The 25,860-nt window shown below is 35.1% G+C and carries 21 protein-coding genes; 6 read left to right on the forward strand and 15 right to left on the reverse strand.

Annotated elements, in window-relative coordinates:
* Window positions 1–2: 2 nt before the first annotated feature.
* The 9 genes from GJU43_RS00445 to GJU43_RS00485 all read right to left on the reverse strand — a co-directional run bounded on the left by GJU43_RS00445 (window position 3) and on the right by GJU43_RS00485 (window position 13,541).
* Window positions 3–2,783, reverse strand: a complete 2,781-nt coding sequence (locus GJU43_RS00445; protein WP_154338903.1) for a TonB-dependent receptor domain-containing protein — start codon at window positions 2,781–2,783, stop codon at window positions 3–5.
* Between the two features lie 4 nt (window positions 2,784–2,787).
* Complete coding sequence (locus GJU43_RS00450) at window positions 2,788–3,558, reverse strand: hypothetical protein (RefSeq protein WP_154338904.1); 771 nt, start codon at window positions 3,556–3,558, stop codon at window positions 2,788–2,790.
* Between the two features lie 195 nt (window positions 3,559–3,753).
* Window positions 3,754–5,490, reverse strand: coding sequence for a hypothetical protein (locus GJU43_RS00455; protein ID WP_154338905.1), 1,737 nt, complete (start codon window positions 5,488–5,490; stop codon window positions 3,754–3,756).
* Window positions 5,478–6,692, reverse strand: coding sequence for a DUF4249 domain-containing protein (locus tag GJU43_RS00460; protein WP_154338906.1), 1,215 nt, complete (start codon window positions 6,690–6,692; stop codon window positions 5,478–5,480). Before GJU43_RS00460 ends, GJU43_RS00455 begins: the two co-directional genes overlap by 13 nt.
* 2 nt (window positions 6,693–6,694) lie before the next feature.
* Entirely contained in the window at window positions 6,695–9,445 is a 2,751-nt protein-coding gene (locus tag GJU43_RS00465) for a TonB-dependent receptor (protein ID WP_154338907.1), read from the reverse strand.
* A gap of 11 nt (window positions 9,446–9,456) precedes the next feature.
* Window positions 9,457–10,182 (reverse strand): hypothetical protein, encoded by a 726-nt coding sequence (locus GJU43_RS00470; RefSeq protein WP_154338908.1) that lies wholly within the window; start codon window positions 10,180–10,182, stop codon window positions 9,457–9,459.
* Window positions 10,183–10,341: 159 nt separating this feature from the next.
* A complete protein-coding gene (locus GJU43_RS00475) occupies window positions 10,342–12,477 on the reverse strand; it encodes a polyribonucleotide nucleotidyltransferase (RefSeq protein ID WP_154338909.1) in 2,136 nt (711 codons plus the stop codon).
* Between the two features lie 178 nt (window positions 12,478–12,655).
* On the reverse strand, window positions 12,656–12,922 hold the full coding sequence (gene rpsO, locus GJU43_RS00480; RefSeq protein ID WP_041516556.1) for a 30S ribosomal protein S15: 267 nt from the start codon (window positions 12,920–12,922) through the stop codon (window positions 12,656–12,658).
* Window positions 12,923–13,085: 163 nt separating this feature from the next.
* The gene (locus GJU43_RS00485) at window positions 13,086–13,541 is read right to left on the reverse strand and encodes a GAF domain-containing protein (RefSeq protein ID WP_154338910.1); all 456 of its coding nucleotides are present in this window, start codon (window positions 13,539–13,541) and stop codon (window positions 13,086–13,088) included.
* A 70-nt stretch (window positions 13,542–13,611) separates the two neighbouring features.
* On the opposite strand from GJU43_RS00485, the gene xrtF reads away from it, so the two are divergent.
* The 6 genes from xrtF to GJU43_RS00515 all read left to right on the forward strand — a co-directional run bounded on the left by xrtF (window position 13,612) and on the right by GJU43_RS00515 (window position 18,320).
* Window positions 13,612–14,148 (forward strand): exosortase family protein XrtF, encoded by a 537-nt coding sequence (gene xrtF, locus GJU43_RS00490; protein WP_154338911.1) that lies wholly within the window; start codon window positions 13,612–13,614, stop codon window positions 14,146–14,148.
* A complete protein-coding gene (locus GJU43_RS00495) occupies window positions 14,138–14,584 on the forward strand; it encodes an exosortase F system-associated protein (RefSeq protein ID WP_154338912.1) in 447 nt (148 codons plus the stop codon). The genes xrtF and GJU43_RS00495 overlap by 11 nt, the downstream gene beginning before the upstream one ends.
* 46 nt (window positions 14,585–14,630) lie before the next feature.
* A complete protein-coding gene (locus GJU43_RS00500; RefSeq protein WP_154338913.1) occupies window positions 14,631–15,029 on the forward strand; it encodes a hypothetical protein in 399 nt (132 codons plus the stop codon).
* Window positions 15,030–15,133: 104 nt separating this feature from the next.
* Window positions 15,134–17,140, forward strand: coding sequence for a TonB-dependent siderophore receptor (locus GJU43_RS00505; RefSeq protein WP_154338914.1), 2,007 nt, complete (start codon window positions 15,134–15,136; stop codon window positions 17,138–17,140).
* Window positions 17,141–17,169: 29 nt separating this feature from the next.
* Window positions 17,170–17,511, forward strand: coding sequence for a heavy-metal-associated domain-containing protein (locus GJU43_RS00510; RefSeq protein ID WP_154338915.1), 342 nt, complete (start codon window positions 17,170–17,172; stop codon window positions 17,509–17,511).
* A 128-nt stretch (window positions 17,512–17,639) separates the two neighbouring features.
* Window positions 17,640–18,320 (forward strand): DedA family protein, encoded by a 681-nt coding sequence (locus GJU43_RS00515; protein WP_154338916.1) that lies wholly within the window; start codon window positions 17,640–17,642, stop codon window positions 18,318–18,320.
* A 231-nt stretch (window positions 18,321–18,551) separates the two neighbouring features.
* On the opposite strand, the gene rodA is transcribed toward GJU43_RS00515, so the two are convergent.
* From rodA to purH, 6 genes are all read right to left on the reverse strand, one after another.
* The gene (gene rodA / locus GJU43_RS00520; RefSeq protein WP_154338917.1) at window positions 18,552–19,787 is read right to left on the reverse strand and encodes a rod shape-determining protein RodA; all 1,236 of its coding nucleotides are present in this window, start codon (window positions 19,785–19,787) and stop codon (window positions 18,552–18,554) included.
* Between the two features lie 13 nt (window positions 19,788–19,800).
* Entirely contained in the window at window positions 19,801–21,765 is a 1,965-nt protein-coding gene (mrdA, locus tag GJU43_RS00525) for a penicillin-binding protein 2 (RefSeq protein WP_154338918.1), read from the reverse strand.
* Window positions 21,762–22,268 (reverse strand): rod shape-determining protein MreD, encoded by a 507-nt coding sequence (locus GJU43_RS00530; RefSeq protein WP_154338919.1) that lies wholly within the window; start codon window positions 22,266–22,268, stop codon window positions 21,762–21,764. The genes mrdA and GJU43_RS00530 overlap by 4 nt, the downstream gene beginning before the upstream one ends.
* Window positions 22,261–23,085 carry a rod shape-determining protein MreC gene (gene mreC / locus GJU43_RS00535; RefSeq protein ID WP_154338920.1) on the reverse strand — a complete coding sequence of 275 codons (825 nt, stop codon included), beginning with the start codon at window positions 23,083–23,085 and terminating at the stop codon, window positions 22,261–22,263. Before mreC ends, GJU43_RS00530 begins: the two co-directional genes overlap by 8 nt.
* A gap of 110 nt (window positions 23,086–23,195) precedes the next feature.
* Window positions 23,196–24,224: a rod shape-determining protein gene (locus GJU43_RS00540; RefSeq protein ID WP_007804822.1), complete on the reverse strand. Its 1,029-nt coding sequence runs from the start codon at window positions 24,222–24,224 to the stop codon at window positions 23,196–23,198.
* A 54-nt stretch (window positions 24,225–24,278) separates the two neighbouring features.
* Window positions 24,279–25,805 (reverse strand): bifunctional phosphoribosylaminoimidazolecarboxamide formyltransferase/IMP cyclohydrolase, encoded by a 1,527-nt coding sequence (purH, locus tag GJU43_RS00545; protein WP_154338921.1) that lies wholly within the window; start codon window positions 25,803–25,805, stop codon window positions 24,279–24,281.
* Window positions 25,806–25,860: the final 55 nt, after the last annotated feature.

Genomic DNA, 25,860 nt, shown 5'->3' on the forward strand with positions numbered 1-25,860 from the left:
TATTAAAATTTGACATTATACGTTATGGTTGGAATTGGCACCGAAAATATAGACGTTTTGTATGCTTTTATCTCTCCATTAGTCGTCACAAAAAAGATAGAATACGGATTGTTTCGGCCTAAAACATTATAAATCGATATGTTCCAGAAGCTATGTGACAGCTTTTTGATTTTGTGATTCCCTTCGATGTTAAAACCAACATCTAATCGGTAATAATCAGGAATTCTAAATTTATTCCTGTCACTATACAAGGTGTATTCCAGGCCATTATAGACATAGCTTCCTATAGGATACGTAATTGGTCTTCCCGATTGATATACAAAATTACTGGAAAGACTGTATCTTTTTGTGAATTTATAGTTTAATACCGCACTCACTTCATGTGGCTTGTCAAAATTTGTCGGGAAATAATGGCCATTGTTTACCTTTTCTTCCGCAAACTGACTGTCTGATTTAATGAAAGTACGGGCATACGTATAGCCTAACCAGCCATTAAGGTTGCCAGTATTTTTTTTGATTAACAATTCTACGCCATAAGCTTTTCCTTCTCCCTGAAGTAATTGTGTTTCTGGGTTTTTATTCAATAGCAATTCAGCACCCACCTTATAGTCTAATAAATTATTAGATTTTTTATAATATCCTTCTAAACTAAGTTCTACTTTGTCATCGTCCAGGTTTTTATAGAAGCCTAATGAAAATTGCTGTGCTTTTTGAGGGGCTATATTTAAATCAGATAACTTCCAGGCGTCAGTAGGTGATTGTGTTGTATTGCTGGTTAACAGGTGAATATATTGATACGTTTTGTCATAGCTGGCTTTTACAGAGAAATCGTCGGTAAATAAGTAGCGTGCTGCAATTCGGGGCTCAAATCCGCCATAGGTTTTGATAGCTTCATTTTTCTTGTAATATTGGGAGCCTATTACCGTATTGTCGTTGATAGGAGCATTACTTTGATAAATTCTTTCCGTTGCTTCACCCAGGGCTGAATAACTCGAATAGCGTAAACCTAAAGTGATTAGTAGTTTTTCAGTAATATTATAATTGTCTGCAAAATAAACCGCTGATTCTAATGCCTTCTCGCCGTCTAGGTTTACTGAAATTAAAGTAGCATCTTCCGGTTTTTTTGGATGCAGATATCCGGGATCAACATTATAAAGTTTACTTGAGATTCCATAATTAAAAGCGTGCTTTTTATTTAAGGTATAATTCCCATTTAGAATACCCTGGGTTTCATTTAGTTTATATCCGTAATCAAACGAATTGATTCCTCCGTTGTCATAGTCAATATTGAATTTGTATTCACTATTCGTAAATATCAGATCGGCTTTACTTTTAGCATTGAATGTGTGATTCCACTTTAGAGAAACCAGTGCATTGCTGTATTTATACACAGAATCCGAAGAAATGCTAAAACGATCTTTACTGTAATATAAAGTGGTCTCAATATTGTTATTGGTACTTATTTTGTGATTGTATTTTAGGATTCCGTCAAAAAATGAGGCTTCACTGTTTTTTAAAGATTCATCTTTTAATCGTTTTAGGATCCATTCAGAATAGGTTCCTCTGATGCCGACTAATAAGCTTGCTTTGTTTTTTATTATTGGCGTGCTGATCGAAAGGTTGCTTGTTACAGATCCGATTCCTCCTTCACCTGAGAATTTTTCAGGATTTCCATTTTTTGTGGTAATATCAAAAACAGAAGATAGTCTTCCTCCAAACCTTGCCGGGATACTCCCTTTGTAGATGTCTACTTTGCTGGTGGTGTAGGGATTAACAGCAGAGAAAAAACCCAGGAAATGCGAGGTATTGTATAAAACAGCATTGTCTAAAAGGATTAAGTTCTGATCGTCTTTTCCTCCGCGTACATTAAATCCTGCGGAACCTTCACCGGTGGTTTTTATTCCGGGTAAAGTAGTGGCAACCCTGAAGATATCGCGTTCCCCAAGAACCAGCGGAATATTTTTTATTCCTTCAACATCTATACTGGAAACTCCGGCTACGGCAGTTTTTACATTTCGATTCGCATTTTTATTGATGACTACTTCGTCGAGCTCATTGATGCTTTCGTAAAGCGTTACATCCAGCTTGCCATCGTCGTAGACCATAATTGGTTGTGTGTCTTTTCTATGGTTGATGGACTCTATCTCTATATAATTGAGGCCGTAAGGAACTTCAATTTTATAATAACCCTGTTCGTCAGTTGTGGTGCTGATGTTTTTATCGCGCACTTTAATGGTTACGTTAGAAAGAGGCTTTTTAGTTTTTTCATTCTTAATATTCCCTGATAATGTGTACGATTTTAATTCTTCTCCTTTTTTCTCTTTACCAATATAAGTGATGCCATTACTGGTAGTGTTTTGCTTTTTTGCATCCAGCTGCTGGTGAAACAAAGGTTTTGTTGTGCCTTTGTTTTCGGCAACAACTGTTTGAGCAGGGGGTACGGTTTCAAAATAATTATCAGGCAGGGAACTATGAATGATAGTATTTTTTGTCAGTATTATTTTTTTATTGGTAATGAAGTAATTCAGGTTTGTTTTTTCGAAAACAGCGCTTAATACTTCGTCAATGGAAGTGTCGGTGTAAGTTCCGTTTATTACAACAGTTTCAGATTTTATCCAGTTTTCATCAAAATAAAATCGGTATCCCGCTATTTTTTCGAGACTTTCTATTGCTGTTTTTAAGTCAGCATTTTTAAATTCAATTGAGATGTTGTTCTTTTTTTCCTGACTAAACGATACCGTATGAAAAGCTAATAAAAATAGGGCTAATATAATTTTTCTCATTTCTTTAATTGACTTCATTAGGGATAAGACTGTTTATTTCTTTGATTAAATTTTCAATAAAAACGTTCTTATCGGATTTTTCTAATTGAGTGTTAGAGTTATAGTATTTTTTTATTTTGCTTTTGTGCTCTGGAAAAATTTCAATAACGTCACTTTTCGAACTTATTTTGTAATAGGCGTCTTTGTACTTTAAGATGTACTCATTTTTTTCTTTGAATTCGTCAGAGCTATTCTGATTAGTCCCGTCAGAAATTGTTTTGGTATCGATAACTTTTGTCTTGTTTTTATGGTGTTTGATGTAAAGTATGTTGTTTTTTGAAAAGATAATTTCCTGATAATAACCAGTCATGTAAGCCGGGCATGCAGGATTGTTGAAATTGATATTAATAAATTTTTTGTTGTTAAGAGTAAACCAGGCCGTTTTCTCTTTGATCAGGCTCATACCCAAATAATCGTATTCACCAGTAGCTTTCAAAACTATGATGTCATTATTAATATCATATTTAAGATCCATATTGTAGTAATCCTGACCCTCGTAGTTAAGATCTCCTTTGCTGTAGTTGTTGGAGAAATAATAGCTATGGCTTTTATCCAGTGTCCTGTAGAGATTAACATGGCGGGGGGCATTGTACAGTTCTAAGTTTTGTTTACCAACAGTCTTGTCAAACCAGTTGTATAAAGAAGAAGTATTGCTTGTCTGGCTATGTATTGTACAGATATTTAATAATAATCCAAATAAAATAAGGAAAATAGATTTATTTTGATAATTTTTCAAAATATTGTGTGGTTTTGATGATTTGTATTGATGATTTCAAAAGTATTAAAAAATGGGATAAAAATCACACAGTAACTGTTAAAACATACTATTTTTTATTTTTTTAAGGCAATAATTCGTCTTATTCCACAAACTGTTCCAAAAGGTGGGACTGCTAATTAGAACAGTTCATTGCCCGAAATTTATACCAAAAATTTAATTGGAATTGGATTTTTTTACTTCGATAATCTCCCTTATAAACACAGGTTTTCCGCTTGCTGAGAAACCTTCTAATACGATCTCAAATTGTCCGGATATATCTGATGTGTAAAATTTAATAGTTGTATCAGTTAAATCGGCACTGGGTAACCACAAAAGTTGATGTCTGTAATCCGGAATTCGCGTGTTTTTACTGTCTGAATAGTCCGGTTGAAAGTATTCTTTTTTGCCATGAGGTCTCAAAAGTTCCGGTCTTATTATAAAAGTACCTTTAAGTTTTGTTTTGTAATCTCCGTTTTTTGTGGTAAACGCCACAACTCCGTTAAATGATTTTGCACCATAATAATAAAGTCCTTTTACAACATTAATTTTATAAATATTCTTAGGGCTATAGCTGAAAAATTCGTTTAAATCATCAAGAATAAGTCCGTCAACCACAACTAAAGGTTCTGACGAAGATTCATAATTTTCATCATAATCAAATACATGCAAAGAATAGTTTTTATTATTTTTTCTAAAGACCACTCCACTTACCACTTCTGTAATGGTTTCTTCCATGGTTGGAAATCTTGTAAAATCATCCAGTTTATATTCTTTGGATAAAGTGCCATAAAACGGAGCAAAGTTAGCAGGAGTAAGCAAACTGTCTTTTTTTATGTTGTAATAGGCGTTTTCTACCTGACTTGAAACCAATCTTTCGGTTATATTTTTGTCGGATTCCGGATTGAATTTCAGATCAGAAAATTTTAAGTCAGAAAGATCCGCTTCCTTTTGTTTGTCCATTTCAATGGTATAACTTTCTTTGTTATATTCCAGTACCTGAACGATAATATTTGAGTTTGGATTTGCTTTTTCTATATTAAAAATAAACTTCCCTTGCTCATCTGTCTTTGCTACTTTTACATCATAATTTTTACCTATGATAGAAAGACTGATCTTTTTATTTTTAACTTCTTCACTAGCAGATGTTATTCTGCCGGATATTATTTCTCCTCTTAATTCAGGTAAAACAAAATTTGAGGTATTAACGATATTGCTATTAGATGAATTCTGATTTTTTGACTGATAATCGTTAAAAATTATTTTGTTTTGAGCTAAAAAACCATCTGTCTTTCTTACCGAAATCATATAATTTCCTTTTAAAAAATCATCAGAACCGGCATTGACTTTTAATTCGGCCTGTTCCCGGGTATTAAATATTTTGTTCTTTAAATCAAACGAAATGTTGTCATTAGTTGTGCGTGTTATTACCAGCTCTTTTGGATCGATAACAGGATCAGAAACTGCATTTTCTTTATAAGGATTTACAATATAAATATCAGAATTGAAATAAGCTCCGGAGCCATTATTTGACAGCATCCAGTTTGTATATCCAATAATTTTATAGGTTCCGGTTTCTAATGTAGTTGGAATAAAAAAATCGCCATGACTGCTTCCGTTTTCCAGAAATAGTTTATGAGTAACAATGGTCTTTTTATTAGTATCAATAAGTTCAAAATAAGCAACTTTAGTATATTTTGTGGGTGCATTTGTTGTTTTGTCCATACAAAATATTTTATAGTACAAAGTCTCTCCTGTTAAGAAAGAGTTTGTATTGGTGCTGATGAAAACCGACTCGTTTAAATTTTTGTCGATAGTTTTAAGTTCCGCTAAAGCATTGTTTTTCTGAGCAAATACAATTTGCTGATAACTTAGTACTAAAGTTATCACTAATAAATATCTTAATCTATCCAAAATGAAGGTTTTATGTTTGATGAAAAAGAGGTGCAATCTCCACATTGTATGGTATATAATATCAATTTCGGAAGCTCTTGCGTTGGGAAAAACACTCTTGCCCGGCTTTCGATCAATTCTACTATAGTCGGGCCCTGACAAGTTGAATTTGGGCTTGTACTATAGCAATTATTGAAATAAAAATTGCCGGCTTCAAACTCAGGAATTACAGCCGGGCAGTAATATTGGTATTCCGGAGGGGATGTTTTGGGAAAAAGATCAGTAAAGTTGAAAAATATTCTTTTTTCAGAATAAGACGACACCTCAAAAAAACCAATTACTTTTTCACGGGGATTATCAACAGAACTGATATTTCCACGAAAGAAACCGGGCTGTGTCTGGGATAATATGCTTCCATTATCTGATATTTCTTTCAGTGTTTCATAATAGGTATGTGCAGCAAGACTTTGGACGTATTGTTTGACAAGAATACTATATCTGTTTCGAATCATAGGGTCTTTGCTGCTAATGAATTTAACGGGAAAATTGCTCACCCGGTCTTCAGATAAGTCGTTGGTGCCTGTTAGTAATATTTCATTAGATTTCTGATCGGAATAACAAGTTCGGGCCTCTGTAGTCCTTGGTCTGAACGATACAATATTGCCCGCGGGAATAGCTTCCTCAGCATTCCACATAGGCGCTACAACTTTATACGTTTCGTCATATTTATATCTGTAATATCTGGATGTATTTGTGGGGTCCGAGCTGTTTACTTCAATTTGCACACCCGGTATTCCGTCTTTGGTGATTACGTTTGGTATTACACTTGCAATCTGCGTCTGGGTGGTCAGTTTTTCTGTAGTTGAAACATAGGTTCTTCCGTTTTTGGTTAAAATATGTAATTGGTACTGTCGTTCGGGAACTGCCTGAAATTTAACCGCAGATACGTAGGAAGAACCAACTTCGGCAAAATCGTATTTGTTTCCTAAATCATCGGTTACATTTACAGTAGCCTGAGATTCAAATTGCGGAAAGCTTTCTTCCAGAGAATACGTTCTGGAAATTTTTACTTCATGGTTTTTATATTCGTTTGTTAAGGTAGCTTCTACTATTATAACATCTTCAAAGTCGTTATTTTGATAATTATACGGCGTCGTGCAGCTGAAAATTGATGCTAAGAGTGCAATTGCGGGAAAGCTATATAGAAGGATCTTTTTCATCATCTTTAAAATTTAAAATTATAAGTAATAGTGGGTACAGGCATTCCAAAAATAGAAGTTTGATATGCTTTTACCTGTCCTTCTTTCGTTACAAAAAAGATGGAATACGGATTGTTTCTGCCTAATACATTATAGACTGAAATGTTCCAAAAGCTATGTGCCAGTTTCTTTATCTTATGGTTTCCTTCGATATTTAATCCTATATCGAGTCTGTAATAATCAGGAATTCTAAATTTATTTCGGTCACTGTAGAGCGTATATTCTGCTCCTTCATACGTGTATTTTCCAATAGGATACGTAACGGGTCTGCCGGTTTGATAAACAAAATTAGAGGAAAAGCTGTAACGATGTGTGAATTTGTAATTCATTACGATACTTACATCATGAGGTTTGTCAAAATTGGCTGGGAAATAATTCCCGCCATTTACCTGTTCATCATTAAACGGACTGTCCAGTTTTATAAAAGCTCTTGAATAGGTATAGCCAATCCATCCGTTAAGCCTTCCGTATGATTTTTTTAATAAAAATTCTACTCCGTAGGCTTTTCCTTCCCCCTGCAATAATTCGGTTTCCAGATTTTGATTTAAAAGTATATTGGCTCCTACTTTGTAGTCTAAAATATTCCTGGAAGTTTTATAATACCCTTCCAGGCTTAGTTCTAAATGCTCGTAATCTAATGTTTTAAAAAGACCTAACGAATACTGTAATCCGCTTTGCGGTTTAACATTCAGATCCGATAATTTCCAGGTATCTGTTGGTGATTGTGTGGTATTGTTGGATAATAAATGGATGTATTGAAAATTTTTGTCGAAGCCGGCTTTTATAAAGAAACTATCATCAACAATATATCGTAATCCAATTCGGGGTTCAAAACCTCCGGAGGAATTAATGACCTCATTATTCCCGTATTTTTTTTCCTCTATGACGGTTGATGGTGTTTTTGGAACTCCATCCTGATAAATCTTTTGGGTTGATTCTCCCAAAGCGGCATAAAACGAATATCTTGCACCGATATCAAGCAGTAATTTTTCTGTAATTTCAAACTTATCCGAGAAAAACAATGCTGATTCCCATCCTTTTTCAGCATCAATTCTTATGGGAGCTATCAATGAAGATTCACCATTTGGACTTAATTGTCCGGGATTAATTTTATAAAGTTTCCCGGAGAGTCCGTAAGTAAATTTATGTTTATCACTGTACAGTGTATTAAATTTTAAATTGACCTGGGTTTCGTCAATTTTATATTTAAAAACAAATGATTCAGGATTAGTGGATTCATAATCAATACTGAATTTATATTCGCTGTTGGTTACGTTAAATTCACTGCTTGTTTTTTCATTAAAAGCATGTTTCCATTTCAAAGAAACAAGCCTGTTGCTGTACTTGTATAAAGAGTCAGGCGTTATCGTGTACGCATCTTTGCTGTAATATACAGTTCCTTCAACAGCGTTGTTTTTGTTTATTTTATGACTGTATTTTGCAATTAAATCATAAAAAGAGGCATGGCTGTTTTTTAAATTTTCATCGTCCAGGGTTTTTAAAATCCAGTCAGAATAGGTGGCTCTTCCTCCAACCAATAAGCTTGCTTTTCCTTTTACAACAGGAATTGAAGCAGTAAGATTGCTTGTCACGGGACCTAAGCCTCCTTCGCCGGTAAATTTTTCTGTATTGCCATTTTTAGAAATAATATCAAAAACAGAGGATAATCTGCCTCCATATTCGGAGGGAATTCCTCCTTTATAAATGTCTACTTTGTTAATAGTATAAGGGTTAAGAGAAGAGAAGAATCCGAACAGGTGAGTAGGGTTGTATAACGTTGCATTGTCTAGTAATACAAGATTTTGATCTTCCTTTCCTCCGCGCACATTAAAACCGGACGAACCTTCACCTGCAGTTTTTACTCCGGGAATGGTCAGGGCAACTTTAAGAATGTCTCTTTCGCCAAGAACCAAAGGAATCGTTTTTACTCCTTCTGCTTCAATTGTGGTAACGCCCGTTATCGCAGTCCTGACATTCTGATTGCCTTTTCCGTTTACAACAACTTCATCCAGTTGGTTTACTTTTTCAGTGGTCGAAAAATCAAGAGTACCATTGCTGTAAATCATTATTTTTCGGGAAGCAGGTCTGTAAAAAAGGGATTCAATTTCGATAGTACTTATTCCGGTCGGAAGTTTTAAGCTGTAAAATCCCTCTGCATTAGTAATCGTGCTGGCAGAGGTGTTTTTTACTTTAACAGTAATATCTGCCAAAGGTTTATTGTCTTTTAAGTCCGTAATATGTCCTGAAAGCGTATAGAAATCAATTTCAGAATCTTCAGCTTCTTTTCCAATTAAGGCAATTGTAGCAGTTGTATCTGTTTTGTCTTTTTTAACCGAATCATATTGTTGGAAAAAGATTGGGGTTTTTGCTTTTTCAGGACCCTTTTTGACTTTTCCTTGGTATTTGTCGTAAATAATACTGTTTTTCGTTAGTATGATTTTAGTGTCATCAATAAAAAAATTAAGCTCTGTATCTTCAAAAATTTTAGCCAATACTTCCTGTATGCTTTTATCGGAATAACTTCCTGATATCAAAACGGTTTTGTCAAACCAATCCTCCTGAAAATAAAAGGTATAATGGGTTGAAGCTTCTATTTTTTTTAAAACCTCGATTCTGTTAGTATTACTGTAACTGATGCTAATGTTTGTTTTTTGACCCTGCGCATACATGAATTGATTTAAACCAAAAAATAATAAAATAATAGTAAATATTCTCATTGGGATAATTTCTACAGATTTAAATTGTTAATGTATTTCATTAGGCTTTTGATAAATAACGAGGGGTCTTCTTTTTTTAAGTTTCGGTTCTTAAAATAGAAATCATTTATTTTTCTTTTGTCGTCAGGATATAATTTTATGATTTCTTTTTTCTCATTTATTAAATGAAAATCCTTTTCCTTTAAAAGGATATAATCATATTTGGGAAGATACTCGATGTATGAAATGTTCTCTTTCATGGCATTGTTTCTCTCCTTGTAATACTTGATGTAAAGTGTTGTATTGTTAGTAAGATTTACTTCTTCGTAATAGCCTTTTTTGAAATTCGTAGAATTTAGTTCTTTTAGGTTAATAAATTTTTGATTACCAATTTTAAAAGAACTGACATAATCCTTAACGATATTTATTTTTGTAGTGTTGGATTCGCTATACGGCTTTAAAACTAATTCATCAGCATAGATGTCATATTTTAAGTATAAATCAAAATAGTCCTGGCCATTATAAGTAACACTGCCGTTTTTAAAATCATCAATATAATAACGATTCTGATTGTGGGCTGTTTTATCAAAGTTTAAGTGGGCTGGTCCATTTTTGAGATCTAAAGATTCTATTCCAAGATTTTTATCAAACCAGTTATAAGTAGAAATTTCATTATTGGTTTGGCTGTGAATACTGTAAATGTTTAGGAATAATCCAAATAAAATTAAAAAATACAGTTTTTTTTGAAGTTTTTTCAAAGGATTTTTGGTTTTTTGTGTTTTTGGTTTGGTGTTTCCAAAAGTATCAAAAAAATATTATAAAACCATTTTTATTTATTCTTTCCAAACGAAAAACCCCAATTCAAATAAATGAATTGGGGTTTTCTATGAATAAACCTTTAGTAAACTAAGATCTGATTACTCTTTTTTGTCCTCACGCGGAGGTCTTTGTAAAAGTGCTTTTCTGGACACTTTTTCTTTTCTTGTTTTAGGATCAAGACCTAAGTATTTCACTTCAAAAACATCTCCCATGTTTACAACATCGGTAACGTTTTCAGTACGTTCCCAGGCTAGCTCAGATACGTGAAGCAATACTTCATTTCCTGGCGCGGAAGTATATTCTACTACAGCTCCAAAGTCAAGCATTTTGATGACTTTTACTTCATAAGCTTCTCCTACCTGAGGTTTGAATGTAATAGACTTAATTTTAGCCAGTACTGCTTCAATTCCTGCAGGATCTGTACCTAAGATTTCGATAACACCTTCTTCGTTTACTTCGTTGATTACGATAGTTGTTCCCGTAGCTTTTTGTAATTCCTGAATTACTTTTCCACCAGGTCCGATTAATGCTCCAATAAAGTTTCCGGGAATAGTTCTGGTAATGATTTTTGGTGCGTATGCTTTTACATCTTCTCTTGGAGCAGCAATAGTTTCTGTTAATTTCCCTAAGATATGTAAACGTCCTTCACGAGCTTGTCCTAAAGCCTGCTCCATAATATCATAACGTAATCCGTCAATTTTGATATCCATTTGACAAGCAGTAATACCGTCAGCAGTTCCCGTTACTTTAAAGTCCATATCTCCTAAGTGATCTTCATCACCTAAAATATCAGACAATACAGCAAATTTCTCACCATCAGTAATTAATCCCATAGCAATACCTGAAACAGGTTTTACCATTTGAACTCCGGCATCCATAAGAGCCATTGTTCCGGCACAAACTGTTGCCATAGAAGAAGAACCATTAGATTCTAAAACTTCAGAAACAATACGGATGGTATATGGACAATCAACAGGAATCATGTTTTTCAAAGCTCTTTGAGCCAAGTTACCATGACCAACTTCTCTTCTTGAAGTTCCTCTTAGAGGTTTTGCTTCACCGGTAGAGAAAGGAGGGAAGTTATAGTGTAAATAGAATTTCTCTTCACCTTGTTCGGATGGAGAATCAATTTGGTTTGCTTCTCTTGAAGTTCCTAAAGTTACGGTAGCCAGGGCCTGAGTTTCTCCACGGGTAAATAAAGCAGAACCGTGAACTCTTGGCAAATAATCAGTCTCACACCAGATTGGTCTGATGTCAGTTGTTTTTCTTCCGTCTAAACGAACACCTAATTCCAATACTACGTTACGAACAGCTTCTTTGTTTGTTTTGTAGAAGTATTTAGAAACTAAATCACCGTCAGCCGCTAATTCTTCTTCAGTAAATAAAGCTTTTATTTCTTCTTTTACTTCAGCAAATGCAGCAGTTCTTTCGTGTTTGGCTGAACCAACTTTAGCAATAGCGTAAATCTTATCGTAAGCTGCAGCTTTTACTTTTTTGTAAATTTCTTCGTTTTCTTTCTCACCTTCGTAAGTACGAATTTCTTTCTTTCCAAAAGCAGCTTGCAGGCGTAATTGTGCTTGAATCTGAACTTTTATAGCTTCGTGAGCAAATTTAATGGCTTCAACCATTTCTGCTTCTGAAATTTCTTTCATCTCACCTTCAACCATGGCAACTGAGTCCAAAGAAGCTCCAATCATCATGTCGATGTCAGATTTTTCTAAGTCTGTTCTGCTTGGGTTGATTACAAATTTTCCGTCGATACGTGCTACACGAACTTCAGAAATTAAGTTGTAAAAAGGAATATCTGAAACGGCTAAGGCTGCAGAGGCAGCTAAACCGGCTAAAGCATCAGGCATAACTTCTTCGTCATGAGACATTAACTGAATCATAACTTGTGTTTCAGCATGATAATCGTCTGGGAAAAGCGGACGTAAAACACGGTCTACTAATCTCATTGTTAATACTTCGCTGTCGCTAGGTCTTGCCTCTCTCTTGAAGAAACCTCCCGGGAAACGACCAGCTGCGGCAAATTTTTCGCGATAATCTACCGTTAATGGTAAGAAATCAACGTTTGGGTTAGCGGTACGAGCTGAAACTGCTGTTGCAAGTATCATCGTGTCGCCCATTCTTACTACTACAGAACCATCCGCTTGTTTTGCTAAACGGCCTGTCTCGATTGTGATGCTTCTGCCATCACCTAAATCGATTTTTTCTACAAATAATTGTGGAATCATAAATTTTTTCCTTATTGGTTATACAATGGGTTTTAGTTGTGTTGTAGTTGTTGTGTGTAGTTGTTGTTTATTCTAAAACCCAATGAAAAACCAAACTTTTTTTCTTATAAAATGCTTGTAATAAATATATTCCGTAAAAAACAAAAAGAGGCACTTTCGCACCTCTTTTCTATATTGATTATTTTCTGATATTCAATACTTTGATAATCTCACGATATCTGTTGATCTCTTTCTTTTTCAAGTAATCCAACAAAGATCTTCTTTTACCTACTAACAGTACAAGAGAACGCTCAGTGTTGTAATCGTGACGATTTTTTTTCAAGTGCTCAGTTAAGTGTGAAATTCTGTAAGTGAACAATGCAATTTGAGCTTCTGCTTTTCCAGTGTTTGTTGCTTCACCGTGCTGTGCAAAAATCTCTTCCTTTTTTTCTTTAGTTAAATACATTCCAATATTATTTAATGATTTTTATGTAGTCCGACATCTTTTGTAAGACGGTGCAAAATTACATTTTTTTTTCGAAAAAATAAATTTAAAGACTGAAAAATTTAAAGTTCAGATAATTTAGGCGAAAAAATGCCATTCTGGTAATTCTTTAAGTGCTTAATTTTTAAAATAATTTAGCAACTTCCTGATTTACAAATTCTAAAAACCTTTCGTCAGCTTCCGTAAACGGATCAATAACGTGACTGTCAATGTCAATCTGGCCGATGTTTTGTCCGTTTACAAATAAAGGAACTACGATTTCTGACTTTACCGTAAAACTGCAGGCGATATAATTGTCTTGTGCAGCAACGTCCGGTACCACAAAGTTGGCATTGCTTTCCGCAACCTGACCACAGATTCCTTTTCCAAAAGGAATTACGGTGTGATCGGTTTCTGCCCCTACATAAGGACCTAAATGCAGCGTTTTGTTTTCGTGATTCGCAAAATAGAAGCCAACCCAATTGTAATATTCGACGTTTTCGTTTAACAGTTGGCAGACAGCTAATAGTTTTTCGTCCCTAACCGTATTTGTATCAGCGATTATAGCGCTTATTTTTGGTTGTAATTCCTGAAATGTCATAATGCAAAATTTTATGCAAAAGTATTTAATACTGAATTTAAAAAATACATAAATTTGTTAAAAATTTCACTTGAAAAAATATCTACTTCAATTTAAACCCTTTCTGATTTTTATAGGCACTTTTTTCGCTGCTTATATCGGATTGACGATAATTTATAAATTTTACTTAAACAGTTTTGAAGCAAATGATATTGATGGAATAACCACAATGGTTGGTCATAATGTAGACCAGCTGATGCAGTTGTTTAATGAAAATACCAAAGTTGTCAAAAGTCTTTCAGGTCCTTACTTAGAAGTTCGTTATAATAATAAGTTCACCATTATCATAGTAGAAGGATGTAATGCTCTAAGTGTTATTATTCTTTTTGTTTCTTTTGTGATAGCCTTTTCCGGAAAGTTTAAAACGACTTTGCTGTTTATTCTGTTTGGTATTGTTCTGATTTATGTTATGAATGTCATCCGAATTGGTTTATTGACAGTATTGCTGTATCATTTTCGGGAACAGGAACATTTTCTGCATGGAGTCCTTTTTCCATTAATCATCTACGGATTGGTTTTTGGTTTATGGGTTTTTTGGGTCAACAAATTTTCAAAATATGCTAAATAAAATAAAGGACCATAAGGGGAAAATCATATTTGCGGTTTTTATAATAGTAGGCTTTGGTTTGATAAGAGCTTTTGAAAAGACAATGTTTTATGATCCTTTTTTAGCTTATTTTGATTCCGATTTTAAAGGACTGCCTTTCCCCAAAGTTAATGTCTTTAAACTTTTTTGCGGACTTTTACTGCGGTATTTTCTAAACACGGTCTTATCGCTCCTTCTTATTTATGTACTGTTTCGCGATTTAGAAATGGTTAAGTTTAGTGCCTTTTTGTACGGCTTTTTTCTGGTGATTCTTTTCGCGGTTTTTTTTGTGATTTTGGAATATTTTGCCGACGGAAGCTGGTTGCTTTTTTACGTTAGAAGATTTATTATTCAGCCTGTTTTTGTATTGCTTTTTATTCCGGCCTTTTATTACCAGATGCAGGGGGGCAAAAAATAACATTTTATTTTGTTTTTTCTGCCGTCTTTTGGATATTTTTGCAATTATGAATGTAAAGAAGTGCACCGGATTATTTTTAGCCTTCCTTTTGTTGGTTTCCAACATTGGGTTTGCTTTTGATGTGCATTATTGTGGAGGAAAAATTGCTTCCGTTTCTTTAAATACCACAGCTTCTGTTTCTCCTGAAAAAAAATGTTGCGGGGCTTCTGAGAAAAAATCATCCTGTTGTAAAGACAAAGTAGTTCATTTCGAAAAAAAATCGGATAATGCTACCTTTAAATTATTCTTTTTTCAGCTTGCTTTTCCTGCCGTCATTCAGGAATTCCAGCCAATTGCTTTTCTGGCGGTACCAAATTTTAAAAGCCATCAGATCATTTCGTATTATTCTGATGCGAATGCACCTCCTTTATATCAGTTATACAGACAATATATTTTTTACGCCTGATTTTAATATTTAGAATCAAGTCTCTCAAGGCTTGTATTGTACTGTTTTGGTGTTTCCTGAAAACGTCAAAAACAGAATTTTCTAAATAATTAAAATCATTTTTTATGCAAAAAAAGATCATGCTTTTTGTGATGTTTTTGCTTTCCGTTTCCGTGTTTTCGCAAGAAGACCTGGAAGAAGTGAAAATTACAAAAAAGCAAAAAGGAATTAAAAAATCCTATACTGTTACCGCCAACACGACTCTCATTACAAGTAAAGAATTACTAAAGGCCGCTTGTTGTAACCTTGCTGAAAGTTTCGAAACAAATCCGTCGATTGATGTGAATTTTTCGGATGCTTTAACGGGAACCAAACAAATAAAAATGCTGGGCTTAACCAGTCCGTATTTAATGATTACGGAAGAGAATATTCCGTCAGTCCGAGGAGCTTCTCAGGCTTACGGCTTATCGTTTACCCCGGGAACCTGGATCGAAAGTGTTCAGATTACCAAAGGTGCCGGAAGTGTTATTAATGGTTATGAAAGTATTTCAGGCCAAATTAACACAGAACTATTAAAACCGTTAGGTGACATTCCGTTTTTTATAAATGCTTACGGATCTACTGATTCGCGTTTTGAGCTGAATACCCATTTCAATAAAAAATTATCCGATAAATGGGCAACAAGTCTCTTTCTTCATGGGAATACACGCGTGGCAAAGAATGATATGAATAAGGACGGTTTTCTGGATAATCCTTTAGGAAAACAAATCAATATTCTGAACCGGTATCAGTATTACGATGCCGAAAGCGGTTTGGTGAGTTTTATCAATTTCAGGTATATGAATGATAAAAAACAAACGGGTGAGGTTAATTTTGATAAAGACCGGGACAGGGGAACCACTAACTATTGGGGTTCGGAAATCAACACGGAACGTTTTGAAGTTTCTACAAAAATAGGCTATGTTTTTAAGGATATGCCGTATCAGAGTATTGGTTTTCAAAATGCTTTCAATAGCCATAATCAGGAATCTTATTTTGGTCTAAACCAGTATAACATCAAACAAAATAGTTATTATTCGAATTTGATTTTTAATTCGATTATCAACAACACGATGCACAAATTCACCACAGGTTTGAATTTTTCTTATGACCAGTACCAGGAGTTTGTAAATGTAAATGATTACAGCAGAATCGATAATTCGGTTGGGGCATTTTTTGAATACACCTATGATAACACCGATAACTTCAGTGTGATTTTAGGCGGAAGAGTCGATAACCATAACCGCTTAGGTTTTTTTGTAACACCGCGTTTGCACATGCGATACAATCCGTGGAAAGACGGCGTGCTTCGTTTTTCAGCCGGGAGAGGAAAGCGTTCTGCGAATATTTTTGCTGAAAACCAGCAGCTTTTTGCCAGTTCAAGAACATTTTCAATTTTAGACCAAAACGGAAAAATTTACGGTTTAAATCCTGAAATAGCATGGAATTATGGTGTGAGTTTTTCTCAGAAATTCAAATTGTTGGGTCAAAACGCAGATGCCGGATTTGATTTATATCGTACGGATTTTCAGAATCAGGCCGTTGTCGATTTGATGCAAAGCCCTCAGGAAGTTTTATTTTATAATCTTAAAGGAAATTCATTTGCGAATAGCCTTCAGGTGGAGTTCAATTATGAGTTAATTCACAATCTCAATCTTAGAACAGCTTATAAGTATTACGATATTCAGACCGATTACCTGCGAGGAACTTTTCAAAGGCCTTTGCAGGCAAAACACCGTTTTTTAGGAAACCTCGAATATGAAACCAATTTAAATAACGACAGGCAATGGAAGTTTGATTACACTTTTAACTGGTCAGGAAAACAGCAATTACCCTATACGGCATCAAATCCGGCAGCAGATCAGTTTCCTGATTTTTCCCCTTCTTATGCTGTTATGAATATGCAGGTTACCAGAGTTTTTTCTCCGGTATTTGAAGTCTATATCGGCGGGGAAAACATAGGGAATTACAAGCAGGAAAAAGCAATTTTAGGATCCAGTGATCCTTTCGGACCTAACTTTGATGCTTCTGTAGCATATGCGCCAATATTTGGGCAAATGTATTATGCAGGATTACGATTTAAAATAAAATAATAACTTTATAAACTTTAATATTCAACAAAATGAAAACTATAATTTTAATTGCCCTGATTGCTGTTTTTGGATTATCAGCCCAGGCTCAGACTAAGAAAAACAAGAATTTAAAATATGCCACAGAAGTAAATGGTAATTGTGAACAATGCAAAAAACGTATCGAAAAAGCTGCTTTTGGGGTACCGGGCGTAAAGACGGCTAACTGGGATATTAGTTCGCACCAGCTTACTGTAATTCTGAACGAAGAGAAATCTTCTCCGGATGACCTTAATAAAGCAATTGCAAAGGCTGGGCACGATACGAAAGAGATAAAAGCAGCTCAGGCAGATTATGATAATTTGCATACCTGCTGTAAGTATGAAAGAAAATAATTTTGAAGGCCCGGGTTTAAACCGGGCCTTTTTGAATCGTTAATTTATCTTTAAAATACCGCATTTTATTGTGGTTGAAGTAAATTATTGTTACTTTCACGAACTTATAAATATAACCAAACGCATTTATGAATAATTTCGACTGGACTCAATTAATTAACCCTGAATTTTATATTACGTTAAGTGTCGGAGGATTTCAGATTGGGTTATATATTGTTTTGTTTATCGTATTCGCTGAGACAGGACTTTTTGCAGGGTTTTTTCTGCCCGGAGATAGTTTGCTTTTTTTAGCGGGTATTTATAGTCGTGATTTGATTCAGAATGTGGTTTCTATTCCAAGCGATTTTATAAACGTATTTTTGCTTTCAACTTTGGTTGCAGTGATGGGCGTTTTGGGTAATATGACAGGATATTGGTTTGGAGCCAAGAGTGGATATTATTTGTTTAAAAAAGAAGACTCCTTCTGGTTTAAAAAGAAATATTTATTGCAGTCAAAAGATTTCTTTGAGAAATATGGGGGTAAGGCTATTATCTATGCTCGTTTTCTTCCGATTTTCAGGACTTTCGCGCCAATCATCGCCGGAATAGTTTCTATGGATAAAAAGAAATTTATGTTTTATAATATTCTGAGTTCATTTCTCTGGTCATTTTTATTGATCTTTTCAGGACACTACTTATATGGCGTTTTTCTAAAAGAAGGAATAGATTTAAAAGAACATATCGAATACATTATTATTATCATTATAATCATCTCTACATTTCCGGTTTTACTTAAATTATTAAAGAAAAGACCAAGCGAAAAAATATAAACATAAAAATATACAAACATAAAAAAAGTCCGAAGCTAAAACTTCGGACTTTTTTTATGTGATACAGTCAGTGATAAAAATACGAATCAGCTACTATATTATTTTGATACTATTTACGTGCTAATTGGGATTTGGAATTTCAGTATTGGAATTTAAAATTACACCCTAGCTTCAGTATTGGAATTTGGAATTTATCCCCATGCTGCGCAATTTGAATTTAACTTGTAAAGTTTACCATTCATTAACCTTATTAGCATCCATTTTTAAGAAGATGAACAATAAGATAGTGAAGCCCCAGAGTCCGGAACCACCGTAGGAGAAGAAAGGCAATGGCACTCCAATAGTTGGAAAAATTCCTGCCACCATGGCAATGTTTACAAAAAAGTGGGTGAATAAAATTCCGGCCACACAATACCCGTAAACCCGGCTGAATTTTGTCTTCTGCCTTTCGGCTAAATAAATGACTCTTAATAACAATCCGACAAAAAGGGCGATAACCACTAAGGATCCGAGGAATCCCCACTCTTCACCAACAGTTGTAAAGATATAATCCGTATGCTGTTCGGGTACAAAGCCACCTTTGGTTTGAGTTCCTTCCAGAAAACCCTTTCCCATCCAGCCACCGGACCCAATGGCAATCTCAGATTGATTGGTGTTGTATCCGATCCCTTTCATATCGACAGTTTTTCCTAAAAGAATATTGAAACGGTCTCTATGGTGTTGTTTGAAAACATTGTCAAATACATAATCAACAGAAAGAACAAAGCCTGAAATTATAGCCAGCAAGATCGCACTTAAAAGAAGGTTTCGATCGACGACTCTTCCCTTGAAATAGATAATGGTTAAGACGGCCAGAGAGATTAAAATTACGACATAAGGCTCCAGGACCAGCGTTAAAACAAACAGTAATATCGCTAAAAAGCCCGTCCATACGTACCATGCCGGTAATCCTTCGCGAAACAAAACGACGATAAAAATACTATAGATTAGCGCACTTCCCGGGTCGGGTTGTGGTAATATCAGAAGAACCGGTAAAAACACAATCGCTAAAGCCTGAATTTGCCTGTTGGTTTCTTTTAAATTAATCTGACTGTCACTCAGGTATTTTGCCAGTGCCAGTGAAGTTGCAGCTTTGGCAAACTCTGAAGGTTGTATCGTGAAACTTCCAATGGCATACCAGCATCTCTGACCGGCAATTGTTTTTCCAAAAAGGAATAAACCTGCCAATGACAGTAAGGACACGCCAAAAATAATACTGGCGTATTTTTCATAAAATTTACCATCTACAAAGAGAACAATAAAAATTAAAGGAATGGTACAGGCAATAAAAATTAATTGCTTTTCATACGTACCATCAGTAGATAATAATGAAGAAGAATAGATGTTTAGCCACCCCAATACCACAAGTACAGCGTAGATAATAACACTTATCCAGTCAATATTATTTTTTACACTTTGATTTCTCATTTGAAATGATCTTTTAATTTTCTTTTGTTGTGTCTACTGTAGTTTTTTTAATCTCTGTTTTTGGGGTTACCGTTTTTGGAACAATAATCTTAGCTTTTAAAACGGAATCTTTTGGTGTAGATTCAATTAAGCTCGCCGGATTTATTCCTCCAACTTTGGCATATTCGCTAACTAAGCTTTTGTTTAAAACCCGAATTTCCAGATCGGTTCTTGAGATTTTTTTTCTTAGGTATTTTTCCACCATCAAACTGGCAATTGGCCCCGCAACCGTTGCTCCAAAACCTCCATTTTCAATCATAATCGCGATTGCGATTTTAGGATTGTCTTTTGGTGCAAAAGCCACAAAAATAGAGTGGTCTTTTAGTTTTGTTCTCACACCATCGATTTTTGCATAGTTTTCAGCCGTTCCCGTTTTTCCGCAAATATCGATTCCTTCCACTCTTAAAGCGTAAGCAGTTCCCTTGTTGTATACATCAAACAAACCACTGATAACCGGAGGAAAATACTTTTTGTCAATTGTAGTCTCGTGTTTCGTGGTAAATTTTGCATCAATTTTTTTGCCTTCAATTTTTTTAATAATATGAGGCGTATAGTAATATCCCTGATTGGCAACAGTCGCCATCATATTGGCTAATTGAATTGGGGTCATTAAAACTTCTCCCTGTCCAATCGCGTTTGATACAATAGTAGTACTTCTCCAGCCGCCATTAGGGTATATTTTTTTGTAAGTTTTCGAGGTTGGAATATTTCCTTTTTTACCGGTTGGTAAATCGTATCCCATAAATTGGCCTAAACCGAAACTTTTTACGTGATTACTCCATACATCTACCGCTTTCGCAGGGTCACCATATTTATTAATCGTCAGCATATACGACTGGGCAAAATAGGTATTACACGAATTGTAAATTCCATTATGCAACTGGTGTGGTCCAAAACCGTGGCATTTCATAAAACGGCCTCTACCATAACTAAAACCATGATGGCACATAAAAGTAGTTTGTTCGTTAATGACACCTTCCTGTAGGGCAACCAGTCCGGTTAAGATTTTAAACGGAGATCCCGGAGGATATTCCGCTAAAAGACCTCTGTCGTACAATGGTTTTGCGATAGAATCGTGATACAAAAGCGTATAGTTTTTAGATCTTTGACGCCCAACCAAAATACCCGGATCATAAGACGGAGCCGTAACCAGTGCAAGGATTTCACCTGTTTTAGGTTCAATTGCCACAATTCCCCCTCTTTTATTAATCATCAATTCTTCCCCATACTTTTGAAGTTCGGCATCTATAGTAAGGTTAATATCTTCTCCTGCTACTGCAATCGTATCGTATTTTCCTTCTTTATAAGAACCAATTTCCCGGTTGTATTTGTCTTTCTGAATGTATTTTACACCTTTTATTCCGCGTAAAATTTCCTCGTAGCTTTCTTCAACGCCTTGTTTTCCAATTAAATCTCCACTATTGTAGTATGGATTTTTGGCAATTAATCGTTCGTTTACCTGCGTGATGAAACCAAAAATATTGGCACCATAATCCACTTCGTAATCACGAAGTGATCTTTTTTGGAAATAAAAGCCTTCATATTTCCTGATTTTCTCCTGAAAAGCAGCAAATTCGGCTTTATTTAATTGAGATAGAAAAACGGAAGGCAATCTCGGACTGTATACCCGGGCCTTGGCAATTCTTTTCTGGTACTCGTCTTTTGTGATATTCAATAACGTACAGAATTCATCCACGTTCAGGTCTTCCTTGATTTCGCGCGGAATAACCATGATGTCATAAGAGGCCTGGTTGGCTACTAATAATTTACCGTTTCGGTCATAGATGTATCCTCTTTCGGGATAATCATAGACTTTCTTAATTGCGTTATTTTCTGATTTTAATTTGAAAGAATCATCAATAATCTGCAAATAAAATATCCTGATCACTAGCAAAGATGCTGCAATAATAATTAAAGAGGGCAGCAGAACTTTTCTCATCTTTTATTGGGCTTAATAAGATATATTATTATAATGGAAACGATTATGGTAAAAATAGAACTGAATAAAGTTCGGAGTAAAATGTCACCAATAAATTTAAACTGGAAAGCTTCAAGCGTAAACAGGATAATGTGGTGCAGTATCACGGAAACTAAAATAAAGGAAAACCTTTCCGGCGTAAGTGATTCGTTTAGTTTTATAGTCTGATATTCGTAACTCAGTCCAAATGAAAATTTGAAAATATAAGGCCTGTAATATGCTAAAATAACACAGGCTGTCGCATGAATTCCGCCTGAATTACAAAACATGTCCATCGTTAATCCCAGCAAAAAACTGGAGATAATTAAACCCGATTTATTACTGTTTACAGGATAGAGAATAATGTATAATATATAAGGAAAAGGACTTATGTATCCTAAGAAATTCATATTATTGAAAATAACAACCTGAATTGCCAGTAACATAATAAATCGAAAAATATTGACTAACAATGCGCTATTCATCTTTCTCCTTTTTTTCTAAATTAATAAGTTCTTCTCTGTCTTTACTTTTAATAATGTAAACATGTCCCAGATTGGTCATGTCATTAAACAGTTTTACGTTGATCACATAGAAACTGGTTTTATCCTTAATGTATATTTTATCTACCGTTCCGATGTTAATTCCTTCCGGGAAAATTACAGATTGGCCACCGGTCACAATCGTATCTCCTTTTCTGATCGAAGCTAATCTTGGAACGTCTTCCAGCTGTACAAATCCGGTACTTTTACCATTCCAGGTCAAAGAACCAAAGTGATTTGATTTCTTGATTTTGGCATTGATCTGCGATTTCATATTCAGAATACTAACCACAGTAGAATAGTTTTTTGAAGTATTGTCTACAACACCAATAATTCCTAGACTATTGATAACCCCCATATCCGGTTTCACCCCTTCTTTTGCACCGGAGTTTAAAGTGATATAGTTTTCATGTGTATTGTAGGAGTTGTGAATCACCTTTGAAACAATAATATCCGCAGGTTTAACACCTTTGATGCTGTCTGCTAAAGGTACCTTTGTGGTATCTTCCTTATTGAATAAAAGACTTTTTAATCTTGCGTTTTCAAGTACCAGTTCGTCGTTTTGTGTTCTTAGATTCAAATATTCGTTTACGCGATTAATTCTTTCATAAACACCTCCGCTTAAAAAATTCGCTGAACTGATTACTCTGCTTCTATGGTACGAATGAGATTGAATTGTGAGAGCCAACGAAATACCTAAAAGCAGCAAAAACAGCAATCGATTACTGTTTCTTATAATGAAATTAAAAATTTGCTGCATTTCTTGTTCGGTTATTTTGTTTCAGGATATGCTATTGGGTTCAAATTTTATTAGAGTCAGATGATTCAATCTGACTCTGATAAAAATATAGGAATTGTTTATTTTGAATCTTATTTTATTAAGATGCTTTTGAATTTTGCAATATTTTTAAGGGCCATTCCTGTTCCGCGAACAACAGCTCTTAACGGGTCTTCAGCAATATAAACCGGTAAATCTGTTTTTTGTGAAATACGTTTGTCAAGACCTCTTAACATCGATCCTCCACCAGCTAAATAAATACCGGTGTTGTAAATATCGGCTGCTAATTCAGGAGGAGTTTGTGATAAGGTTTCCATTACGGCATCTTCAATACGCTGAATCGATTTGTCTAATGCTTTCGCGATTTCACGGTAAGAAACATCTACTTGTTTTGGTTTACCGGTAAGTAAATCTCTACCCTGAACCGACATATCTTCAGGAGGACCGTCTAAATCTTCGATAGCAGCTCCAATCTGAATTTTTATTTTCTCAGCAGTACTTTCTCCAACAAAAAGGTTGTGTTGTGTACGCATGTAATATACAATATCATTTGTGAAAACGTCCCCTGCAATTTTTACAGATTTGTCACATACAATTCCGCCTAAGGCAATAACCGCAATTTCAGTTGTTCCACCACCAATATCAACAATCATGTTTCCTTTTGGCTGCATGATATCGATACCGATACCAATTGCTGCTGCCATTGGCTCATGAATCAGATACACTTCTTTTCCGTTTACTCGTTCACACGATTCTTTTACGGCACGCATTTCAACCTCAGTAATTCCGGAAGGAATACATACTACCATTCTTAAAGCGGGAGTAAACATTCTCTTTTTCAATGCCGGAATACTTTTAATGAACATATTGATCATTTTTTCCGAAGCATCAAAATCGGCAATTACACCGTCCTTCAAAGGCCTTATGGTCTTGATGTTTTCATGCGTTTTACCTTGCATCATGTTGGCTTCCTTACCAACTGCAATGATTTTGCCTGATATTCTGTCACGTGCAACGATTGACGGACTATCAATAACAACTTTATCATTATGTATGATTAAAGTGTTTGCGGTACCAAGGTCTATCGCAATATCCTCGGTCATGAAATCAAAAAATCCCATAAGTTTTTTAGGGGTTTAAAATGTTATAAATTATTTTGAACAAAGTTAAACAAATTAATGTTTAAAATGACGTGTTCCTGTAAATACCATTGCAAGATTATTTTCGTTGCAATAATTTATGCTTAATTCGTCTTTTATTGATCCTCCTGGCTGAATAACAGCGGTTATTCCTGCTTTTTTGGCTAATTCCACACAATCCGGAAAAGGGAAAAAGGCATCGCTTGCCATTGAAGCTCCTGTCAGATCAAAACCGAAAGCTTTAGCCTTGTCAATAGCCTGCATTAAAGCATCAACTCTTGAAGTCTGACCCGTTCCGGATGAGATTAAAGTTCCGTTTTTAGCAAAAACAATCGTATTTGATTTGGTGTTCTTGCAGATTTTCGAAGCAAATATTAAATCTTCTACTTCCTGAGCGGTCGGCGCTGTAGTAGTAACGGTTTTTAAATGCTCTTTAGTATCCGTAATATTGTTTCTGTCCTGAATTAACAAACCGTTAAGACATGTTCTCACTTGTCTTGAAGGTAATTCCACTTCATTCTGAACCAATATAATTCTGTTTTTCTTTTCCTGTAAAACCGTAATGGCTTCCTCATCATAACTTGGGGCGATTACCACTTCACAGAATAATTTGTTGATTTCCTGGGCTGTAGCCAGATCAATTTTAGTGTTTGCAATCAAAACTCCGCCAAACGCAGAAGTAGGATCACAAGCCAAAGCGGCTAAGTAAGCCTCGCTGATCGTTTTTCTTGAAGCTAAACCACAAGCATTGTTATGTTTTAAGATGGCGAAAGTTGGCCCGTCAGTTTTAAACTCATTAATTAAGTTGACCGCAGCATCTACATCCAGCAGGTTGTTGTATGATAACTCTTTTCCGTGCACTTTTTTAAACATCGCGTCAAAATCGCCGAAGAAGAATCCTTTTTGGTGCGGATTTTCGCCGTAACGTAAAATCTGACCGTTATCAATACTTTCTTTATAAATGGTTTCATCTGTATTGAAGTAATTAAAAATCGCACCATCATAATGAGAGGAAACATGGAATGCTTTTGTCGCAAACAACCTTCTGTTTTCAAGCGTTGTTGCTCCGTTTTGTGCTGTAATCAAATCCAGAAGCAAACTGTATTCATTTACCGAAGCTACAATCACAGTGTCTTTGAAGTTTTTGGCACCGGCACGGATTAAGGAGATTCCGCCAATATCAATTTTTTCAATAATATCCTGTTCGCTGGCACCTGAAGCAACTGTTTTTTCAAACGGATACAAATCAACAATCACTAAGTCAATCTGAGGGATATCAAACTCCTTCATTTGCTGAACGTCACTTTCGTTATCCTGACGGTTTAAGATTCCGCCAAAAATTTTCGGGTGTAACGTTTTTACTCTTCCGCCAAGAATTTCCGGAAAAGAAGTGATGTCCTCAACCGGAACTACAGGAATACCTAAATTTTTGATAAAATCTTCAGTTCCTCCGGTTGAATAAAGTGTTACGTTTTGTTCGTGTAATTTTCTAACGATTGGCTCCAGTCCATCTTTCGAAAAAACAGATATTAACGCCGATTGTATTGTTTTAGTTGTGCTCATTGTGTAGTTATGATTTTCAGACTGCAAAAGTAGTTTTTTTAAATATTATTTTAAA

Origin of the sequence: Flavobacterium sp. LC2016-23 (assembly GCF_009674775.1) — a bacterium.
GTDB lineage: Bacteria > Bacteroidota > Bacteroidia > Flavobacteriales > Flavobacteriaceae > Flavobacterium.

What these genes read in the sequence shown, in the direction of transcription:
- GJU43_RS00445 (WP_154338903.1), bottom strand. Translation starts at nt 2,783, where the DNA reads ATGAGAAAAATTATATTAGCCCTATTTTTATTAGCTTTTCATACGGTA.
- GJU43_RS00460 (WP_154338906.1), bottom strand. Translation starts at nt 6,692, where the DNA reads ATGATGAAAAAGATCCTTCTATATAGCTTTCCCGCAATTGCACTCTTA.
- GJU43_RS00465 (WP_154338907.1), bottom strand. Translation starts at nt 9,445, where the DNA reads ATGAGAATATTTACTATTATTTTATTATTTTTTGGTTTAAATCAATTC.
- GJU43_RS00475 (WP_154338909.1), bottom strand. Translation starts at nt 12,477, where the DNA reads ATGATTCCACAATTATTTGTAGAAAAAATCGATTTAGGTGATGGCAGA.
- rpsO (WP_041516556.1), bottom strand. Translation starts at nt 12,922, where the DNA reads ATGTATTTAACTAAAGAAAAAAAGGAAGAGATTTTTGCACAGCACGGT.
- GJU43_RS00485 (WP_154338910.1), bottom strand. Translation starts at nt 13,541, where the DNA reads ATGACATTTCAGGAATTACAACCAAAAATAAGCGCTATAATCGCTGAT.
- GJU43_RS00495 (WP_154338912.1), top strand. Translation starts at nt 14,138, where the DNA reads ATGCTAAATAAAATAAAGGACCATAAGGGGAAAATCATATTTGCGGTT.
- GJU43_RS00500 (WP_154338913.1), top strand. Translation starts at nt 14,631, where the DNA reads ATGAATGTAAAGAAGTGCACCGGATTATTTTTAGCCTTCCTTTTGTTG.
- GJU43_RS00505 (WP_154338914.1), top strand. Translation starts at nt 15,134, where the DNA reads ATGCAAAAAAAGATCATGCTTTTTGTGATGTTTTTGCTTTCCGTTTCC.
- GJU43_RS00510 (WP_154338915.1), top strand. Translation starts at nt 17,170, where the DNA reads ATGAAAACTATAATTTTAATTGCCCTGATTGCTGTTTTTGGATTATCA.
- GJU43_RS00515 (WP_154338916.1), top strand. Translation starts at nt 17,640, where the DNA reads ATGAATAATTTCGACTGGACTCAATTAATTAACCCTGAATTTTATATT.
- rodA (WP_154338917.1), bottom strand. Translation starts at nt 19,787, where the DNA reads ATGAGAAATCAAAGTGTAAAAAATAATATTGACTGGATAAGTGTTATT.
- mrdA (WP_154338918.1), bottom strand. Translation starts at nt 21,765, where the DNA reads ATGAGAAAAGTTCTGCTGCCCTCTTTAATTATTATTGCAGCATCTTTG.
- GJU43_RS00530 (WP_154338919.1), bottom strand. Translation starts at nt 22,268, where the DNA reads ATGAATAGCGCATTGTTAGTCAATATTTTTCGATTTATTATGTTACTG.
- mreC (WP_154338920.1), bottom strand. Translation starts at nt 23,085, where the DNA reads ATGCAGCAAATTTTTAATTTCATTATAAGAAACAGTAATCGATTGCTG.
- GJU43_RS00540 (WP_007804822.1), bottom strand. Translation starts at nt 24,224, where the DNA reads ATGGGATTTTTTGATTTCATGACCGAGGATATTGCGATAGACCTTGGT.
- purH (WP_154338921.1), bottom strand. Translation starts at nt 25,805, where the DNA reads ATGAGCACAACTAAAACAATACAATCGGCGTTAATATCTGTTTTTTCG.